Here is a 15,722-nt window from a genome sequence, read left to right as displayed (position 1 = left end):
CTGGGCGGAATCCCCGGCGTGGTGCCATGCGAAGTCACGATTCTCGGTGCCGGCATAGCCGCCCGCGCCGCCGCCCGCGCCCACCGCCGCCCCTCCCCGCGCGGCTGGCTCGGCCGGGCCCGCGGCGAGAGCGTGCTCGTGCAGCCCTCGCCCGAGTGGCGCGGCACCACCGTGCAGGTGTGCGGCCTGTGGCCCTACGCGGTCGGATCCAGCAGCCCCATCAGCGGCGTCCCGCTCGGGCTGCACCTCGACACCGGCGCGACCGTGTGCGCCGACCCGATCTCGTGGTTCCAGTCGGGGATCATCTCGAACCCGTCGATCTTCGCCCTCGGCCTCCCCGGCCTCGGCAAGTCGACCCTCATCCGCCGCATGTGCGTGGGCGGCGACGGCATGGGCTACCTGCCGCTCGTGCTCGGCGACCTGAAGCCCGACTACGTCGACATGGTGCACGCGCTCGACGGCCAGGTCATCACGCTCGGCCGCGGCCGAGGGCACCTCAACGTGCTGGACCCGGGCGGCGCGATCGAGGCGGCCGAGCAGCTGCGCGCGGCCGGCTTCGAGCAGGAGCGGCAGCGCCTCATCGCCGACGCGCACGGCCGCCGCAACACGATGGTCTCGTCGCTGCTCACGATCCTCCGCAAGCAGGCGCCCGACGACGTGGAGGAGTCGATCATCGACGCGGCCCTGCGCGTGCTCGACGACGAGTTCCCGGGAGTGCCCGTGCTCGCCGACCTGCTGCGCGTGATCCAGGACGCCCACCCGGCCGTGCGCGACGTCGCCGTCGACCGCGGCGACCTCGGGCGGTACCAGGAGATCACCCGCGGGCTCGAGGCGAGCCTCATCAGCCTCACGCGCGGCGGTCGGCTGGGCGAGATCTTCGCGCAGCAGACCGACGTGGCCATGCGGCACGACCGGCCGGTGGTCTACGACGTGTCGTCCATCGACGAGTCGGACACCGACCTCCAGGCCGCCGTGCTCCTCGCCTGCTGGTCGCAGGGCTTCGGCACCGTGAACGTCGCGACCGCCCTCGCCGACGCGGGCCTGCAGCCGCGGCGGCACTACCTGATCGTGATGGACGAGCTGTGGCGCGCGCTCCGCGTGGGCAAGGGCATCGTCGACCGCATCGACTCGCTCACGCGCCTCAACCGGCAGCGCGGCGTGGGGCTCGCGATGATCACGCACACCATGTCCGACCTCCTCGCGCTCGCCGACGAGCAGGACCGGATGAAGGCGCGCGGCTTCGTCGAGCGCGCCGGCATGGTGGTCGCGGGCGGCCTGCCGCGCGCGGAGATGTCGATGCTCACGCAGGCGGTCGCCCTGTCGCGCTCGGAGCAGGACCTCGTGATGTCGTGGCAGAACCCGCCCGGCTGGTCGCCCGACCAGGAGCCGCCGGGGCGCGGGAGGTTCCTCATCAAGGTCGGCGGGCACCCGGGGATCCCCGTGCACGTCGAGCTCACCGAGGAGGAGCGGCACATCAACGACACCAACAAGGCGTGGCACGCGACCGAGTCGTTCCCGGAGCCGGACGAGGCGTCGACCCGGCCGTCGGAGCCGCCGCTGTCGGCCGTCGACGCCGCGGAGCCCGCGGCCGTGGAGGCGGGCGCCGCATGAGCTCCGAGCGCACCAACCGCCGCGCCGAGCCCGGGCGCGCGAACCCGGGCACGATCATCGCGACGTGGGCGATCGGCATCGCGGCCGGTCTCCTCGCGTCCGCGTGGGCCGGCCTCGCCGCGGCGCACGCGCTCACGGGCGAGGGGGCGGCGCTGCCCGCGGATCCGCTCGCCGTCGCCATCGCGCTGAAGAAGGGCGAGGTCGTCTGGACCCCGCTCGCCGTCGTGATCGCCGTCGCCGTCGCGGCGCTGCTCACCGCGCTGACGGTCGCCGTCGCCCGGGCCGTCCGCCGCCTCGGCCGCGGCCGCACGCGCGTCGACCGCAGCGCCCGCTACCTCGCCTCCGCCTCCGACCTCGACGAGCTGCGCGAGCGCGCCTCCCTCGCCAAGGCCGCGCGCCTCGGTGTCCCGGGGCGGCCGGGGGTGCCGCTCGGCCGCGACCTCCGCTCCGGCGGCATGCTCTACGCCTCGTGGGAGGACGTGGTCGTCGGCATCGCCGGGCCCCGCGTCGGCAAGACCACCTCGCTCGTGGTGCCCGCGATCCTCGCGGCGCCCGGCGCGCTCATCACCACCTCGAACAAGCCCGACGTCGTCCGCGCCACCCGCGACCTGCGCCAGGGCGTCGGCACCACGTGGGTGTTCGACCCGCAGCAGGTCGTGGACGAGGAGCCGACCTGGTGGTGGGACCCGCTCTCCTCCGTCACCGACGACACCACCGCCGCGAAGCTCGCCGGGCACTTCGCCGCCGGATCCCGCGAGCCCGACGACCGCGGCGACGCCTTCTTCGACGCGGCCGGCAAGGACCTGCTCACCGGGCTCCTGCTCGCCGCCGCGCTCGACCACCGGCCGATCACGGACGTGCTCCGCTGGCTCACGAATCCGGACGAGCGAGAGATGGTGGCCGTGCTCCGCCACGGCGGCTACCCGCTCATCGCGGACGACGTGGAGAGCGCCTCGCGCACCTCGCCCCGGCAGCGCGACGGCGTGTACGCGACCGCGCGCAAGATGGCGGCGTGCGTGCGCAGCAGCCGCATCAACAGGTGGATCACGCCGGCCGGCGGCGACGCGGCCGTGGATCCCCGCCCCCGGCTCGACCCCGACGCGTTCGTGCGCTCCACCGACACGCTCTACTCGCTCTCGGTGGAGGGCGAGGGCACGGCCGCCCCGCTCGTCACCGCGCTCACGGTCGCGATCGTCGAGGCCGCCGAGCGCCTCGCCCGCACGCAGCCGGGCGGGCGCCTGACCACTCCGCTCCTCTGCGTGCTCGACGAGGCCGCGAACGTGTGCCGGTGGAAGGAGCTGCCCGACCTGTACTCGCACCGCGGCTCGCGCGGGATCCCCGTCATGTCGATCTTCCAGTCGTACGCGCAGGGCGTCGACGTGTTCGGCCGCGAGGGCATGCGCAAGCTGTTCAGCGCCGCGAACGAGGTCGTCTACCTCGGCGGCGTGAAGGAGGCCGAGTGGCTGCGGGAGCTCTCGGAGCTCATCGGCGACTACGACCACGAGACGGTCTCCAGCTCGACGACGCGCGGCGTGCGGTCCACGAGCGTGCAGAACGACCGGCGCCGGATCCTCGACACCTCGGAGCTCGCCGAGCTGCCCCGCGGCCGCGGCGTGCTGCTCGCGTCGGGCGTGCGCGCCTCGATGATCGCGACCGTGCCGTGGATGGACGGCCCCGAGGCCGCCGTCATCCGCGCCTCGCTCGCCGCCGCTGACGCCCGCGCGGTCTCGGGCGCAGGCTCCGAGGCCGGCTCCGGGGCCGCGACGAGGCGCGCGCAGGGGGCCGCGTGGTGACGGACGCGTTCGGCTGGGGGGACGCGCCCGCCGCATCCGCATCCGCATCCGCATCCGCGGAGCAGGTCTTCGCCGACGTCGAGGCGTTCGTGCGCGACCTCCTCGCGCCCACCTACCGCCGCGAGGTCAGCCCGCGCGGCGAGAGCCGGTGGGATCCCGCGTGGTGGCGCCACCCCGAGGCGGTCGCGCGGCTCGAGGCGCTGTGGCTCGCCTGGGAGGCTCTGCGGCTCGAGGGCGCGACCGGCATGAGCGTCTGGTGGCGGGATCACGCGGACTACCACCTGACCGTCCTCATGGGTCCGACCGGGCCCTTTGCGCGCACCTCCGCCACCACCGAGGCCGGCGAGCCGCTGCCGTGCGCGCCGCTGCCGTGCGCGCCGCTGCCGTGCGCGCCGAGGCCGGACGCGCCGAGGCCGGACGCGACGGGGTCGCCGGAGCCGGAGCCGACCGGAGCGGCGTCGTGAAGCGCGAGGTGCCGGGCTGGTTCCGCCTGCTGCTCTGCTGGCCGGCGTTGCTCGTGCTCGGGATGGGGCTGCTCGCGGTCCTGACCGCGGCGGCGGATCCGTCGGTGCTGACCCGACCCGAGACGCTCATCCCCGGGCTCGTCCTGCTGCTCCTCTGCGTCGCGGCGGTGCGGACCCTGGTGCGCGGCGCGCGCGTGATCCAGGGGATGGTCCGGGGAGCGCAGCACGAGCTCGCCCGACCGGCCCGCGAGGCTGCGGCGGCGCAGGACCTCGCGGTCCGCAGCGCGGCGGGCTGGGCGGAGGCGTGCCGGCTCCGCGCGTCGCTGCTGCGCGGGGAGCGCCCGCCCGGGTTCCCCGTCTGGGACGTCGTCGCCGAGCCCGGCGAGGTGTTCCTCTACGACGTGCGGGCGGACTACGAGCGGTACTACGGGCAGGACGTCACGTACACGCGATCCAGCGGCTTCCTCGTCGGGAGTCCCGCGTTCGTGCTCGGCGGCATGGCGGCCGCGGCCATCGGCAACGCGACCCGGCGGAGCGCGGCCGAGGCGCGGGCCGCCGAGCAGTGGCGCGAGCTGCAGCAGGTGCGCCTCGTGATCTCCGACCGCCGCCTCCTCTGCCAGGTCGGCGGCCGGTGGCTCGCGTTCTGGTACGCGGGCATGACGGCGGTCTACCCCGAGGTGCGCGAGTGGGCGCTCGTCTGCCAGTTCCCGGACGTGGAGCCGCTGCGCCTCCGCGGCGTCGACGCGCCCATCGCCGCCGTGCTCACGGTGCTCGGCACGCAGGGCCTCGACGCGGTGCGCGACCACCCGAGCCTGCAGCCGTTGGGGGCGATCGGATCCTGAGGGTCGGCGCGGCGGATCAGGCCGTGGCGGAGCCCGCGTAGCGCACGCACACCGCCGACACGTCGTCGCCGAGGGTGCCGCGGGCGGCGGCGTCCGCTGCCGTGCGCACCAGGTCGATGAGCGGGGCGACCGAGTCGAGGGATCCGTCGAAGAGGTCGAGCGCGCCGTCGGTGAAGGCGAGGATCCGGTCGCCGGGACGCAGCTCGCCGGATGCCGCCGCCCAGTCGGCGCCCGGCACGACGCCGAGCGGCAGCCCGAGCGCCGGCAGGATCTCGTGCGTCCCGTCCGCGCGGATCAACACCGTGAGGCCGTGGCCGCCGTCCGTGTAGGCGAAGCGACCGGTGGATCCGTCGACCCGGCAGTGCAGGAACGTCGCGAACGTCTCGGTCGCGTCGAGGTCGGCCTGGAGCTGCGCCTGCACGGCGGCGACGGTGCGCGCGGCGTCCGGCCCTCGGTGCGCCTGGAAGCCCGAGCGCACGGCCGACGCGAGGATCGCAGCGCCCGCGCCCTTGCCCATCACGTCGGCGATGGTCACGTGCAGCCCGTCCGCGTCCTCGCCCCACGCGTAGAAGTCGCCGCCCACGCCGCGGGCCGGGCGGCTGATGCCGGCGAGGTCGAAGTCGGGCCAGAGCGGACGGTCGACGGGCAGGAGCCGCCGCTGGATCTCGCCCGCGAGCTCCTCCTCCCGGCTGTCGCGGAGCTCGCGCTCCACCCAGGCGCCCATCACGTCGAGGAGCCTCTCCTGGTCGGGCGCGAGCTCGCGCGGCTCGGTGTCGACCAGGCAGAGCGTGCCGACGGTCTGGCCGCCGGACAGCAGCGGGCGTCCCGCGTAGAAGCGGATGTGGCGGGGCCCGGTGACCGTGGTGCGCTCGGCGAAGCGCGCGTCCGCGGTCGCGTCCGGCACCACGAGGATCTCCGGGCTCCGGATCGCGATGTCGCAGAACGACTGCGTGCGGTCGGACAGCAGCGAGACGCCCGCGGGCTGCGGCGACTTGGTGAACTGCTCGACGTCGCCCACCAGGTTGATCTCGGCCACCGGCATGTCGAAGAGCTCGCGCGCGATGCGGGTGATGCGGTCGAAGCGCTCCTCCGCGGCGGATCCGACGAGCCGCAGGTCGTGCACGGCCCGGAGGCGCGCCTCCTCGGCGGGACCCTGCAGGGACGAGGCGTCGCGGCTGGCGCGACCCGCGGGATCCGAGCCACCCGAGCGCGCGACGGTGTCCGGCATGGCCATGTGCTTCCCCCTGGTGATCCCAGCGCCGATCGGGTCGGACGGAGACCCGCCCACCGCTCGATCCCCCCGGACCGCGGCGCCTTCTTCGAGTGTATGCGCAGGTGTTCGGAGCCCTCCCCGGATCAGGAGGGCCTCGCAGCCGACCGCTCTCAGGCCTCGCGGCGCAGGACGACCACTGTCACGTCGTCGGGATTCGCCTGGCCGGCGGCGAGCGCCGTGATCCGCCGCACCAGCTCGTCCGCCGACGCGGACTCGCGCGCCAGCTCGGCCACCCGGTCGACCGCGCGGAGGGTGCCGTCGTAGAGGTCGAGCACGCCGTCGCTGAAGGTGACGATGAGGTCGCCGGGGCCGAGCTCCACCTCGTGCGAGCTCCATCCCGCCGCGCCCGGCACGCCGACCGGGAGGTCCGTGGACTCGAGCCGCTCGTGGGTGCCGTCCGCGCGCACCAGCGCGGTGAGGCCGTGGCCCGCGTCGGCGTAGAGGACCGTGTGGTCCTCGGCGCGGACGCGGGCGTGGAACACCGTGGCGAACGACGCGGCCGCGCTCATCTCCGCGGTGAAGCAGTCGGCGGTGCGCTCGATGGCGGCGACGGGATCCGGCACGTTCTTGGCGCTGCGCACGACCGCGCGCGCGGTGGCCGCGATGATCCCCGCGCCCACGCCCTTGCCCATCACGTCGCCGAGGGTGAACGCGAGGCCCTCGCGCACCGGGTACCAGTCGAAGAAGTCGCCGCCCACGGCCTTGGACGGCAGGCACGCGCCCGCGACCTGGTACCCGGCCAGCGGCACGGTCGTCTTCGGCAGGAGCGCCTGCTGCACGATCGACGCGCGGGTCAGCTCCTCCTCGCTCACCCGCTCCCGGTCGTGCGAGGCCTCGAGGCTAAAGCGGGTGCGCCGGGACAGCTCGTTGACCACGAGCGCCGCGACCGCGAAGGCGAGGGCGCTGAAGAACCCGCGCCACAGCTCGTTCGCGTTCTGCCCGCCGAGCCGGAGGAGCAGCGGCAGGCCGAGGCTCACGTAGACGCCGACGAACGCGACGAGCACGTTCCAGCGGCTCGGGTTCAGGCTGAACCAGACGACCGGGAGGATCACCAGGGACCCGAACACGGACAGGTTCTCGCCCGTCCCGATCCGCAGCAGGCCGACGGCGAGGAAGTCGAGCGCGGGCACGACGACGGCGAAGCGCGCGAGGTCGCGGCGCAGGGTGACGACGACGGCCAGCAGGGTGGCGACCACGAGGATCCCGCACGACACGAGGAGCGCGCGCGGCGCCGTCACCCCGAGCGTGGGCACGGCGAAGCTGGCGAGCACCGCGAGCGCGAACAGCACCAGCATCGGCAGCTGCTTGAGAACCGGGGTGGGGCCGGACGTGCCTGCGGAACCCGACCGGGCGGCGGACTCGGGGATCCAGGCCGTGCGGCGGACCCAGGCGGGCATCGAGAGCGCGGCGAGCCGTGATGCGCGCGCGGGCGAGCTCATCAGGACGCCTCGGGCTCGATCCGGGTCCGGCGGACGCTCCACACGTTCTCGCCGCCGACCCGCTCGTAGGTCAGCTCGTCGCAGAGCATCTGCACCATCGCGAGGCCGCGGCCCGACTCCGCGTCGACGCCGGGCATCTCGCGCGGGGCGAGGCGGAAGTCACCCGGCTCGGATCCGTCGCTCAGCCGCGCGCTCATCACGCCGTCGTCGACCGTGACGCGCACCACGCACGAGACGCCCTCGCCGGTGTCGGCGTGCTCGATCACGTTGGACGCGAGCTCGACGAGCGCGGTCTCGAAGGCCATCCGGTCGAGCGCGCCCACGTCGGGGCGGTCGTCCCAGAGGCGGGCGACGAGCTCGTGGACCGCGTCCACGTCGTCGGGCGGGGACTGGAGCGTGAGGCTGCGGGTGGTCTCAGTCACGGTAGGCCGCCTCGGCCGTGGGGGTGGAGATCAGCACCCGGTCGAGGTTGGAGAGCTGCAGCACCATCGCGACCTGAGGGCCGGGTGCCGCGATGCGGAGGTCGCCGCCGGCGTCGCGCGCGGCGCGGAGGTCGCCGCCGGCGTCGCGCGCGGCACGGAGGCCGGCGATGAGGGCGCCGAGGCCGGAGGAGTCGATGAAGTCGACGCCGGCGAGGTCGACGACGATGCGCGCGGGCGCGGGATCCAGCGCGTCGTGGATCGCCTGCCGGAGCTCGGGCGCGGCCGCCATGTTGAGCATCCCTGCCGCGGTGACGACCGTGACGTCGTCCTCGCGTCGTGCGGTGGCGGTCGTGAGCGCCATGCGTCCCCCTCGGGTGATCCCTGCGCCGGCGTCGGCATCCCCCGATGCGGTCGGCGGGCGGTGCCGGTCCCGTGCGGTCCCCCGCCCGGATCCCCTGCCTCCGCCGCGCTCATCCTCTCATCCATCTCCCGAGGAAATACGATGGGTCCTGCGTCCCGTCGCATGTCCGCGCGGCGCATCAGACTGGCGAGGCGGCCCGCGCCCGGTTACGGTGCGGCTGATCCCACGCACGAGCACGGCCGCACCGGCCGCACGAGGAGAGACCGTGTCGACCGCACCCGAGCACGTCCCGACCGAGCGCCGCATCACCCGGCTGGCGATCGAGACCTCCATCGGCCTGGCCTGGAACGCCGAGGGCGCGATCCGCGGGCTGCCGCCGCTCGCGTGGCAGCTCGGCGGCCCGTGGGAGGGCGTGCACTTCTCGGGCGACGCCGACGCGTACGCGCCCGAGGTGCGGCGCGACGTGATCGAGTCGTGGATCGCGGGGCTCGGCCTCGCCGACGCCATCGACCTCACCGACGGGCCGCTCACGCGCCGCGGCGACGACATGGTCTGGACGGGCGTGATCGACGAGGTCGTGTTCGAGCTCCGCTACCCGGCGGAGTGCGCGGATCCCGCGGGCCCGCACGACTAGCCGGCCGTGGCGCCGCGCTCGCGCCACCCGGATCCGTCGCGCTCCAGCTCGATGAGCTGCCCGTTCGCCCACACCAGCGACCGCGTGAGCGCGGGCGACCGGCCGAGCGCCGTGAGGTAGAGCACGCGCAGCAGGTAGCCGTGGGCGACCACGAGCGTGGTGCGCGGATCCGCCGCCACGTCGTGGAGGACCGCCCGCGCCCGCACCGCCGCCGCCGCCCACGTCTCGCCGCCGCCGGGCGCCGCGGGCTCGCCGTCGTCGCCCGTGAGCCACGCCGCGAACGCCGGGCCGTGCACGGGTCCGCGCAGCTCGTCGCGCGTGATCCCCTCGAAGCCGCCGAAGTCGAGCTCCACCAGCTCGGACCGCGGCTCGGGCACGACGCCCGGCGCGACGCCCTGCTCCTGCAGGATCCGCGCGGTGCTGCGGGCGCGCAGGAGCGTGCTCACGAGGATCCGCTCCACGCCCTCGCCGCGCAGCCGGTCCGCGAGGGGCGCCAGCTGCTCGGCCGCGTCGTCGCCCACGTCGACGTCGGTGCGCGAGTTGTAGCGGTACTCCCGGTTCCAGGGCGTCTGCGCGTGCCGGGTGAGGAGCAGGCGCGCGGGCGCCGCCGGGGGGATCTGCATGGGTCCATCCAACCCGGATCCGGCCGGCGTCCGGGTGTCCCCGTCGCCGCCCGACCGTCGGGTCGGGTCCGGACTAGCGTCGAAGGGGATGACCACGAGCCGCACCCGCGACGCGACGCCCGCCGTCCGCGCCGCCTTCGCCGCGGCGAGCGCCGCCTACCTCGTGAACTGCGCCATCGGGATCGCGGCGGCCACCCGGATCCTGCCGCCCCGCCCCGAGCTCCGCCTCCACCACCGCGCCTACCTGCTCACGGGCGCCCTCACCGCGGTCGCTCTCGCGTCGCCGCTCTGGGCCGGATCCACCGCGCGCCCCGCCGCCCGCCGCGCTGCCCGCGCGCTCGCCCCGGCCCTGATCCCGCTCGCCGCGCTCCCCCGCGTCGGCACGCGCACGAGGCGGCACCGCGCCGTCGCCCTGACCGCCGCCCCGTGGTACGCCGCGGGCACCATCGCCACCTGGAGAGACCCATGGAGTTCCTCGACGTCCTGAGATCCCGGAGGACCACCAACGGCGCCTTCCTGCCGGATCCCGTGAGCGAGGAGCACCAGCGGCTCCTCATGGAGGTGGCCGGCCGCGCGCCCTCGCAGCTCAACAGCCAGCCGTGGCGCTTCGTGCTCGTGGAGGAGCGCGACACCATCGAGCGGATCGCCGAGATCAGCGGCGAGAGCATGACCGAGACGATGTCGAACGGCACCTTCTTCGAGCGCTACAAGCACTACTTCCGCTTCTCGCAGGAGGAGATGGACCGGCGCCGCGACGGCATGCTCTTCGACAAGCTGCCGGCGCCGCTGCGCCCCTTCACCACGCAGGCGTTCACGCGTCGCGGCCAGCGGCTGATGAACGTGCTGCGGGTCCCGCAGACGCTCGGCCGCGCGAACCGCGAGCTCGTCGCCGGCAGCCCGCTGCTGATCGGCGTGATGCTCGACCGCGCCGAGGAGCGCCCCGAGTCGCTCGCGTCCTTCTACTCGACGTTCTCGATGGGCGCCGCGATGGAGAACGTGTGGCTGACGACGGGCGCGATCGGCATGGGGATTCAGTTCATCTCGTTCCCGATGGAGATCCGCGCGCAGTGGACCCGCGTCGAGGAGCTGCTCCGCGTGCCGCCGGAGCTCGAGCTCATGGCCGTCTACCGCCTCGGCTACCTGCCGCCCGAGGCGCGCCGCCCCGCGATCGACTGGTCGAGCCGCGAGCGCAAGCGCCCGTCCCAGTACGTGTTCCGCGGCACGTGCGACACCCCGCAGGAGGGGTGGGACGAGCCCGCCGCGAGCTGATCCGACGGCCTGCGCGCCTCGTTCTGGGGGCGCGGGCGGGCCTCGATCCGGCCGGCGCCGCGGGCGCGCGCCCATAGGGTCGAGGCATGGCCAGCGGCGCGTGGATGCGGATCCCGTCCCCGAGCACGCGGCAGCGCTGGCTCCTCACCGCGGCCTCGCTCGCCTTCGCCGGGATCCTGCTCTGGTCGCCCGTCGGTGCCGTCACCCGACTCGTCGACATCGCGATCGGACCGTCGCCGCTCATCCGGGTCGGCCTGCCGATCCTGCTGATCGTCGCCGTCGTCGGCATCGCGTACCTCGTCGTCGCCGAGCGCACGGCGCCGCCCGCGATCGACGTCACGCGTCAGGTCCTCCGCATCGGCCGCAAGGAGTGGGGATTCTCCGAGGTCACCGGCGCCCGCATCGAGCTGGCCGGCGGGCCGGGCGACGACACGCTGATCCTCCGCCTCACGACGACCGGCGACGGCAGCTGCAGCGTCGTCGTCTCCACGCGCGAGGGCGTGCGGATCGACGACGCGCAACGCGACGCGCTCCTGGCCTTGGTGGCCGGATCCCGCATCGCGCCGCCCCGCTCCAAGGACGACCCGAACGGCAGGTTCGCGCACGTCGAGTTCCCGGGGCACCTCACGCTCGAGGACACCGCGGCGCTCGTCGACGGCAGCGGGGTCGCGGAGCCGACGTCCGCGCGCGGGCAGCGCGGGCAGGGCTCGGGCGCGCGGAACGTCCGCCCCGCCGGTACGCCCAGCCGGAACCCCGTCTCGATGCGAGCGCAGTACGTCGTCGCGGGCATCGTCACGGCGATGGGCGCCTTCTTCGCGGTGGCAGCGGTGCGGAACCCGACGGGGGTGTTCGGGCGCACGGAGATCCCGGTGGTCGGACTCGCCATCTTCTTCCTCGCCGGCGGAATCGGCGTGATCCTCGTGACGCGCCGCGACGTGCGCCGCGCGGCCGAGCAGCGCGCCGCCGTCGATGCGGCCCGCGCGGAGGCCGACCACGACGGATCCGCCGAGCCCCCCGAGCCCGCCCGCCCCGCCGGCGGGAGCTGACGCGTGGCCGACGACGGGTGGGTGCGGATCCCGGCGCCCAGCTACCGGCAGCGCCTGCTCTTCGGCAGCGGCTGGTTCCTCCTGATCGTTTGGCTCAGCTCGAATCCCCTCAGCCTCCTCGGCCGCCGCGTCGGCGTCGCCGCCGCAGGGGCGCTCCTCCTCCTCGTCATCACGCGCCTCGCGCCCGGTCTCGACATCGACGCCGACCGGGGCGTCCTCCGCCTCCGCGGCCTGGAGCGCCCGTTCACCGACCTCGTCGGGGCGCGCATCGAGCTGGCGCCGCTCCCGCGGGAGTCCCGCTACGACAAGCCCCGGAAGCGCCCGCGTCGAGATCCGCTCGTGATCCGCCTCGACCTCGACGGCGGCGCCCGGTTCCGCGTCGTGCTCGCGATCGGCCCGACCGACACGCTCTCGGCCGCGCGGACGACGGCGCTCGTCGCGGCTGTCCGCGGTTCCCGGATCCAGGCGCCCATCGCCTCCTACGACCCGGACGGCCGCTTCACCCACCTCAACTTCCCGGGGAGCCTCGACCGCGACGACGCGGTGAAGCTCATCGAGGATCCGCAGAGCGCCAGCGCCCTCCCGCGCTGACGCACACCCGCCCGCCCCTTGCCCCGCCACCACCCGACCGCGTAGGTTGCCGGACGTACCCCGTCGCGACCCGACGCCTCCGGTGCGGCCGACATACCGGCCGGTCGGTCCGGCCGCGGACACGGGGGCTCCCCGCATGGAAGTCGGATCGTTGCGCCAGAACCCCGGTACTGCGCCCCTCGCGCAGCAGCTGTTCACGCACTGACGACCCGTCGCGCCCGCCCGTCTCGCGGGCCGCGCCGTCCGCCTCGGCGGACCCGGTGGTCGTCATGCACCCGCATCGATCCACCGGGGAGGGCCCATGCCCACCGCACCATCCATCACGCTCGACCGCTGCACGTTCACCTGGCTCGACGGCTCCGTCGTGCTCGACTCCGCCACCGCCCGGTTCGGCCGCGGCACCACCGGCCTCGTCGGCCTCAACGGCGCCGGCAAGTCCACGCTCGTGCGGCTCGTGGTCGGCGACCTCACGCCCGCATCCGGATCCATCGTCACCAGTGGCCCAGTCGACCACCTGCCGCAGCGGCTCCGGACGGGCCCGGACGACACGGTCGCCGACCTCCTCGGGGTGCGCTCCCGGTTGCGCGCGCTGCGGGCGATCCTCGACGGCGATCCCGATCCCGCGCACTTCGACGCGCTCGGCGACGAGTGGGACGTCGAGTCCCGCGCGGCCACGGCGCTCCGCGACGTGGGGCTCACCGAGGGCGACCTCGACCGGCCCGTCGCCACGCTCTCCGGCGGACAGGCGGTGCTCGTCGCCATCAGCGGCGTGCGCCTCCGCGGGCGGCCCGTGGCGATCCTCGACGAGCCGACCAACAGCCTCGACGCCCGGGCGCGCGGAATCCTGCTCGACCTCGTCGACGGCTGGCGGGGGCGCCCTCGTCGTCGTGAGCCACGACCGGGAGCTCCTCGAGCACGTGGACGAGGTCGCCGAGCTCCGCGACGGCCGGATCAGCGTCACCGGCGGCACCTACCGGGCGCACGAGGAGCGCGTGGCCGGGGAGCGAGCCGCGGCCGAGCGGCGGATCCGCGCGGCCGAGCAGGCGCATCGCGCCGAGCGTCGCCAGCGCATCGAGGCGGAGACGTCGATCGCTCGGCGCGCGAAGGCCGGGGCGCGGGCCGGCGAGTCGATGCCGCGCATGGCCGCGAACGAGCGCCGGAAGCACGCGGAGGCCACGGCGGGGCGCCTCCACCGGGCGCACGGCGACGCCGAGCGGCAGGCCGAGGACGCGGTCGCCGACGCCGAGTCGCAGCTCCGCGCGGACGCGCCCCTGCGGCTCGACCTGGCGGATCCCGCCCTGCCTGCCTCCCGCCGCGTCGCCGAGATCACGGTCCGGGGCCGCACCCGCGTCGTCCGCGGTCCGGAGCGCATCGCCGTGACGGGCGCCAACGGCGTTGGCAAGACCACGCTGCTCGCGCAGCTCGTCGGGGTGCCCGACACGCGGCAGTATCCGCTGCCCGGCACCCGCGCCGAGGCGCTCACGGATCGGGTCGCCTACCTCCCCCAAGCCCGGGACGGCCTCCACGACGGCCTCACCGTGCTGGAGAACGTGCGCCGGGCTGCGCCCGACGTGCCGCCGCGCGAGCTGCGCAACCGGCTCGCGCGCTTCCTGATCCGCGGCGACGCCGTCGACCGCGCGGCCGCGACGCTCTCCGGCGGGGAGCGCTTCCGCGTCGCGCTCGCGGGGCTGCTGCTGGCGGATCCGCCGCCGCAGCTCCTCGTGCTCGACGAGCCGACCAACGACCTCGACATGGCGAGCGCCGACCGCCTCGTCGAGGCGCTCCGGGCCTACAGGGGCGCCCTGGTCGTCGTCAGCCACGACGGGTCGCTGCTCGACCGCCTCGACCTCGACGAGCGGATCGAGCTCGCGTGAGCCCCGACCTCAGACCCGCAGCGAGAACGCCGCCAGCCCCCGCTCGCCGTGCGGCGCGAACCCGAGCGCGCGGTAGAAGGGGTGCGAGCGGTCGCCGTCCTCGGTGCCGCCCGCGTCGGTGGTGAGCACGAGGAGGACGCCGGACGGCTGGCTCGCGCGCACGTGCTCGAGGAGGGCGCGGCCGATGCCGCCGCGCTGCTGGTCGGGGCGCACGAGGAGGTCCTGCACGTAGCAGATGGTCGCGCCGTCGCCCACGGTGCGCACGAGGCCGACGAGCAGGCCGTCGGCGTCGCGCGCGGTGGCGACCAGGTCGGAGCCGGCGAGCGCCCGTTCGAGCCGCTCGGGGTCGCGCGTGTAGGCGCTCCAGCCGACGGATCCGTAGAGGTCGAGCAGCTCGTCGCGGGCGGGGATCTCGACGGCGATGGGGATCACCCCGACACCGTATCGGCCTGTGCACTCGGCGCTCGCGCGATGCCCGCCGCTCGATACGGTCGCGGTCCCACCCGCCATCCCTTCCGACGAGAGCTGTCCATGCACCAGTCGCGCCACGCCTGCACGTCCTCTTCTCGCCGCACCCGGTCCGGGTCCCTCGCCGTCGCCTCGCTGGCCGTCGCGGCCATCGCCGCCTCCGGTCTCGGCGCCGCGCTCCTCGCCCCGGCGAGCGCGTTCGCCGCCACCGCCACCGTGGGCCTCGGCACCGCCGCCTCGTACTCGGTGCTCGCCGGCCAGGGCGTCACCAACACCGGCCCCAGCACCCTCTCGGCGGATCTCGGCACCAGCCCGTCCGCCTCCGTCACGGGCTTCCCGCCCGGCGTCGTCGGCGGCGCCACGCACGCGGCCGACGCCGCGGCCGGCCAGGCGCAGTCCGACCTCACCACCGCGTACGACGACGCGGCCGGCCGCCCCACCACGGCCGCGGTGCCGGCCGACCTCGTGGGATCCACCCTCACGCCCGGCGTCTACACGGCCGCCGGCCCGCTCGCCAACACCGGCACCGTCACGCTCGACGCGCAGGGCGACCCGTCGGCCGTCTTCGTCATCCAGGCCCCGTCGTCGCTCACCACCGGCTCCGGCAGCCGGGTGTCGCTCGTCAACAGCGCCCAGGCCTGCAACGTCTTCTGGCAGGTGTCGAGCTCCGCCACCCTCGGCACGAACTCGGGCTTCGCCGGCACGATCCTCGCGCTCACGAGCGTCTCCGTCGGCAGCGGCGCCACGGTCGACGGCCGCGCGCTCGCCCGCAACGGCGCCGTCACCCTCGACGACGACGCGTTCACCTCCTCCACCTGCGGCACCACCACGTCGCCCATCGGCTCCGGCAGCACGCCCGTCGTGACCCCGACGCCGGCGCCCTCCCCGGGCGGCGGGTCCACGGGCGGCACGACGGGCGGCACCACCGGCGGCACGACGGGCGGCACGACGGGCGGCACGACGGGCGGCACGACCGGCGGATCCACCCCGACGCCGTCGCCCACGCCGACCG

17 protein-coding genes and 1 pseudogene are annotated in these 15,722 nt (G+C 75.3%); 12 read left to right on the top strand and 6 right to left on the bottom strand.

From position 1 onward, the window contains the following. Positions 1-9: 9 nt before the first annotated feature. The 4 genes from HDR73_RS05300 to HDR73_RS05285 are packed head-to-tail and all read left to right on the top strand — an operon-like array spanning position 10 to position 4,710. Positions 10-1,611: a putative type IV secretion/conjugal transfer ATPase gene (locus HDR73_RS05300; protein ID WP_502709176.1), complete on the top strand. Its 1,602-nt coding sequence runs from the start codon at positions 10-12 to the stop codon at positions 1,609-1,611. Next, the gene (locus HDR73_RS05295) at positions 1,608-3,404 is read left to right on the top strand and encodes a type IV secretory system conjugative DNA transfer family protein (protein WP_012299942.1); all 1,797 of its coding nucleotides are present in this window, start codon (positions 1,608-1,610) and stop codon (positions 3,402-3,404) included. The genes HDR73_RS05300 and HDR73_RS05295 overlap by 4 nt, the downstream gene beginning before the upstream one ends. Then, positions 3,401-3,868, top strand: a complete 468-nt coding sequence (locus HDR73_RS05290; RefSeq protein WP_223842662.1) for a DUF4913 domain-containing protein — start codon at positions 3,401-3,403, stop codon at positions 3,866-3,868. Before HDR73_RS05295 ends, HDR73_RS05290 begins: the two co-directional genes overlap by 4 nt. Continuing rightward, the gene (locus HDR73_RS05285) at positions 3,760-4,710 is read left to right on the top strand and encodes a hypothetical protein (protein ID WP_223842663.1); all 951 of its coding nucleotides are present in this window, start codon (positions 3,760-3,762) and stop codon (positions 4,708-4,710) included. Before HDR73_RS05290 ends, HDR73_RS05285 begins: the two co-directional genes overlap by 109 nt. 16 nt (positions 4,711-4,726) lie before the next feature. Here the strand turns inward: HDR73_RS05285 and HDR73_RS05280 are convergent, their stop codons facing one another. The 4 genes from HDR73_RS05280 to HDR73_RS05265 form a co-directional block, all read right to left on the bottom strand. Next, a complete protein-coding gene (locus tag HDR73_RS05280) occupies positions 4,727-5,938 on the bottom strand; it encodes a PP2C family protein-serine/threonine phosphatase (RefSeq protein WP_012299945.1) in 1,212 nt (403 codons plus the stop codon). 155 nt (positions 5,939-6,093) lie between these two features. Further along, complete coding sequence (locus tag HDR73_RS05275) at positions 6,094-7,422, bottom strand: PP2C family protein-serine/threonine phosphatase (RefSeq protein WP_012299946.1); 1,329 nt, start codon at positions 7,420-7,422, stop codon at positions 6,094-6,096. Continuing rightward, positions 7,422-7,844 carry an ATP-binding protein gene (locus HDR73_RS05270; protein ID WP_012299947.1) on the bottom strand — a complete coding sequence of 141 codons (423 nt, stop codon included), beginning with the start codon at positions 7,842-7,844 and terminating at the stop codon, positions 7,422-7,424. Before HDR73_RS05270 ends, HDR73_RS05275 begins: the two co-directional genes overlap by 1 nt. Continuing rightward, entirely contained in the window at positions 7,837-8,205 is a 369-nt protein-coding gene (locus HDR73_RS05265) for an STAS domain-containing protein (protein ID WP_012299948.1), read from the bottom strand. The genes HDR73_RS05270 and HDR73_RS05265 overlap by 8 nt, the downstream gene beginning before the upstream one ends. A gap of 265 nt (positions 8,206-8,470) precedes the next feature. On the opposite strand from HDR73_RS05265, the gene HDR73_RS05260 reads away from it, so the two are divergent. Next, complete coding sequence (locus HDR73_RS05260; protein ID WP_012299949.1) at positions 8,471-8,839, top strand: hypothetical protein; 369 nt, start codon at positions 8,471-8,473, stop codon at positions 8,837-8,839. Here the strand turns inward: HDR73_RS05260 and HDR73_RS05255 are convergent. Beyond that, the gene (locus tag HDR73_RS05255; protein WP_041464711.1) at positions 8,836-9,462 is read right to left on the bottom strand and encodes a histidine phosphatase family protein; all 627 of its coding nucleotides are present in this window, start codon (positions 9,460-9,462) and stop codon (positions 8,836-8,838) included. The two genes, HDR73_RS05260 and HDR73_RS05255, sit on opposite strands and share 4 nt — an antisense overlap. Positions 9,463-9,550: 88 nt before the next feature. On the opposite strand from HDR73_RS05255, the gene HDR73_RS05250 reads away from it, so the two are divergent. The 6 genes and pseudogenes from HDR73_RS05250 (at position 9,551) to HDR73_RS16520 (ending at position 14,242) form a co-directional block, all read left to right on the top strand. Beyond that, positions 9,551-9,949 (top strand): hypothetical protein, encoded by a 399-nt coding sequence (locus HDR73_RS05250; protein ID WP_012299951.1) that lies wholly within the window; start codon positions 9,551-9,553, stop codon positions 9,947-9,949. Next, the gene (locus tag HDR73_RS05245; protein ID WP_012299952.1) at positions 9,928-10,731 is read left to right on the top strand and encodes a nitroreductase family protein; all 804 of its coding nucleotides are present in this window, start codon (positions 9,928-9,930) and stop codon (positions 10,729-10,731) included. Before HDR73_RS05250 ends, HDR73_RS05245 begins: the two co-directional genes overlap by 22 nt. 86 nt (positions 10,732-10,817) lie before the next feature. After that, on the top strand, positions 10,818-11,777 hold the full coding sequence (locus HDR73_RS05240) for a hypothetical protein (protein WP_012299953.1): 960 nt from the start codon (positions 10,818-10,820) through the stop codon (positions 11,775-11,777). Between the two features lie 3 nt (positions 11,778-11,780). Continuing rightward, on the top strand, positions 11,781-12,368 hold the full coding sequence (locus HDR73_RS05235) for a hypothetical protein (protein ID WP_174270088.1): 588 nt from the start codon (positions 11,781-11,783) through the stop codon (positions 12,366-12,368). Positions 12,369-12,669: 301 nt separating this feature from the next. Further along, positions 12,670-13,125 (top strand): annotated as a pseudogene (locus tag HDR73_RS16525) (ATP-binding cassette domain-containing protein); the annotation flags it as partial. Positions 13,126-13,255: 130 nt separating this feature from the next. Continuing rightward, positions 13,256-14,242 (top strand): ATP-binding cassette domain-containing protein, encoded by a 987-nt coding sequence (locus tag HDR73_RS16520; RefSeq protein WP_306295594.1) that lies wholly within the window; start codon positions 13,256-13,258, stop codon positions 14,240-14,242. A gap of 9 nt (positions 14,243-14,251) precedes the next feature. Here the strand turns inward: HDR73_RS16520 and HDR73_RS05225 are convergent, their stop codons facing one another. Then, entirely contained in the window at positions 14,252-14,674 is a 423-nt protein-coding gene (locus HDR73_RS05225; RefSeq protein ID WP_012299955.1) for a GNAT family N-acetyltransferase, read from the bottom strand. A gap of 99 nt (positions 14,675-14,773) precedes the next feature. Between HDR73_RS05225 and HDR73_RS05220 the strand changes: the two genes are divergently transcribed. Further along, positions 14,774-15,722, top strand: a 949-nt coding sequence (locus HDR73_RS05220; protein WP_287136283.1) for an ice-binding family protein, incomplete at its 3' end; no start/stop codon positions are given.

The organism is Clavibacter sp., from assembly GCF_014802555.1.
Lineage (GTDB): Bacteria > Actinomycetota > Actinomycetes > Actinomycetales > Microbacteriaceae > Clavibacter > Clavibacter sepedonicus.
This window is presented reverse-complemented; position numbering and strand designations above follow the sequence as displayed.

Excerpts from the sequence above, each read along its gene's own strand:
- HDR73_RS05295 (WP_012299942.1), top strand. The coding sequence starts at position 1,608 with ATGAGCTCCGAGCGCACCAACCGCCGCGCCGAGCCCGGGCGCGCGAAC.
- HDR73_RS05280 (WP_012299945.1), bottom strand. The coding sequence starts at position 5,938 with ATGCCGGACACCGTCGCGCGCTCGGGTGGCTCGGATCCCGCGGGTCGC.
- HDR73_RS05275 (WP_012299946.1), bottom strand. The coding sequence starts at position 7,422 with ATGAGCTCGCCCGCGCGCGCATCACGGCTCGCCGCGCTCTCGATGCCC.
- HDR73_RS05265 (WP_012299948.1), bottom strand. The coding sequence starts at position 8,205 with ATGGCGCTCACGACCGCCACCGCACGACGCGAGGACGACGTCACGGTC.
- HDR73_RS05255 (WP_041464711.1), bottom strand. The coding sequence starts at position 9,462 with ATGCAGATCCCCCCGGCGGCGCCCGCGCGCCTGCTCCTCACCCGGCAC.
- HDR73_RS05250 (WP_012299951.1), top strand. The coding sequence starts at position 9,551 with ATGACCACGAGCCGCACCCGCGACGCGACGCCCGCCGTCCGCGCCGCC.
- HDR73_RS05245 (WP_012299952.1), top strand. The coding sequence starts at position 9,928 with ATGGAGTTCCTCGACGTCCTGAGATCCCGGAGGACCACCAACGGCGCC.
- HDR73_RS05240 (WP_012299953.1), top strand. The coding sequence starts at position 10,818 with ATGGCCAGCGGCGCGTGGATGCGGATCCCGTCCCCGAGCACGCGGCAG.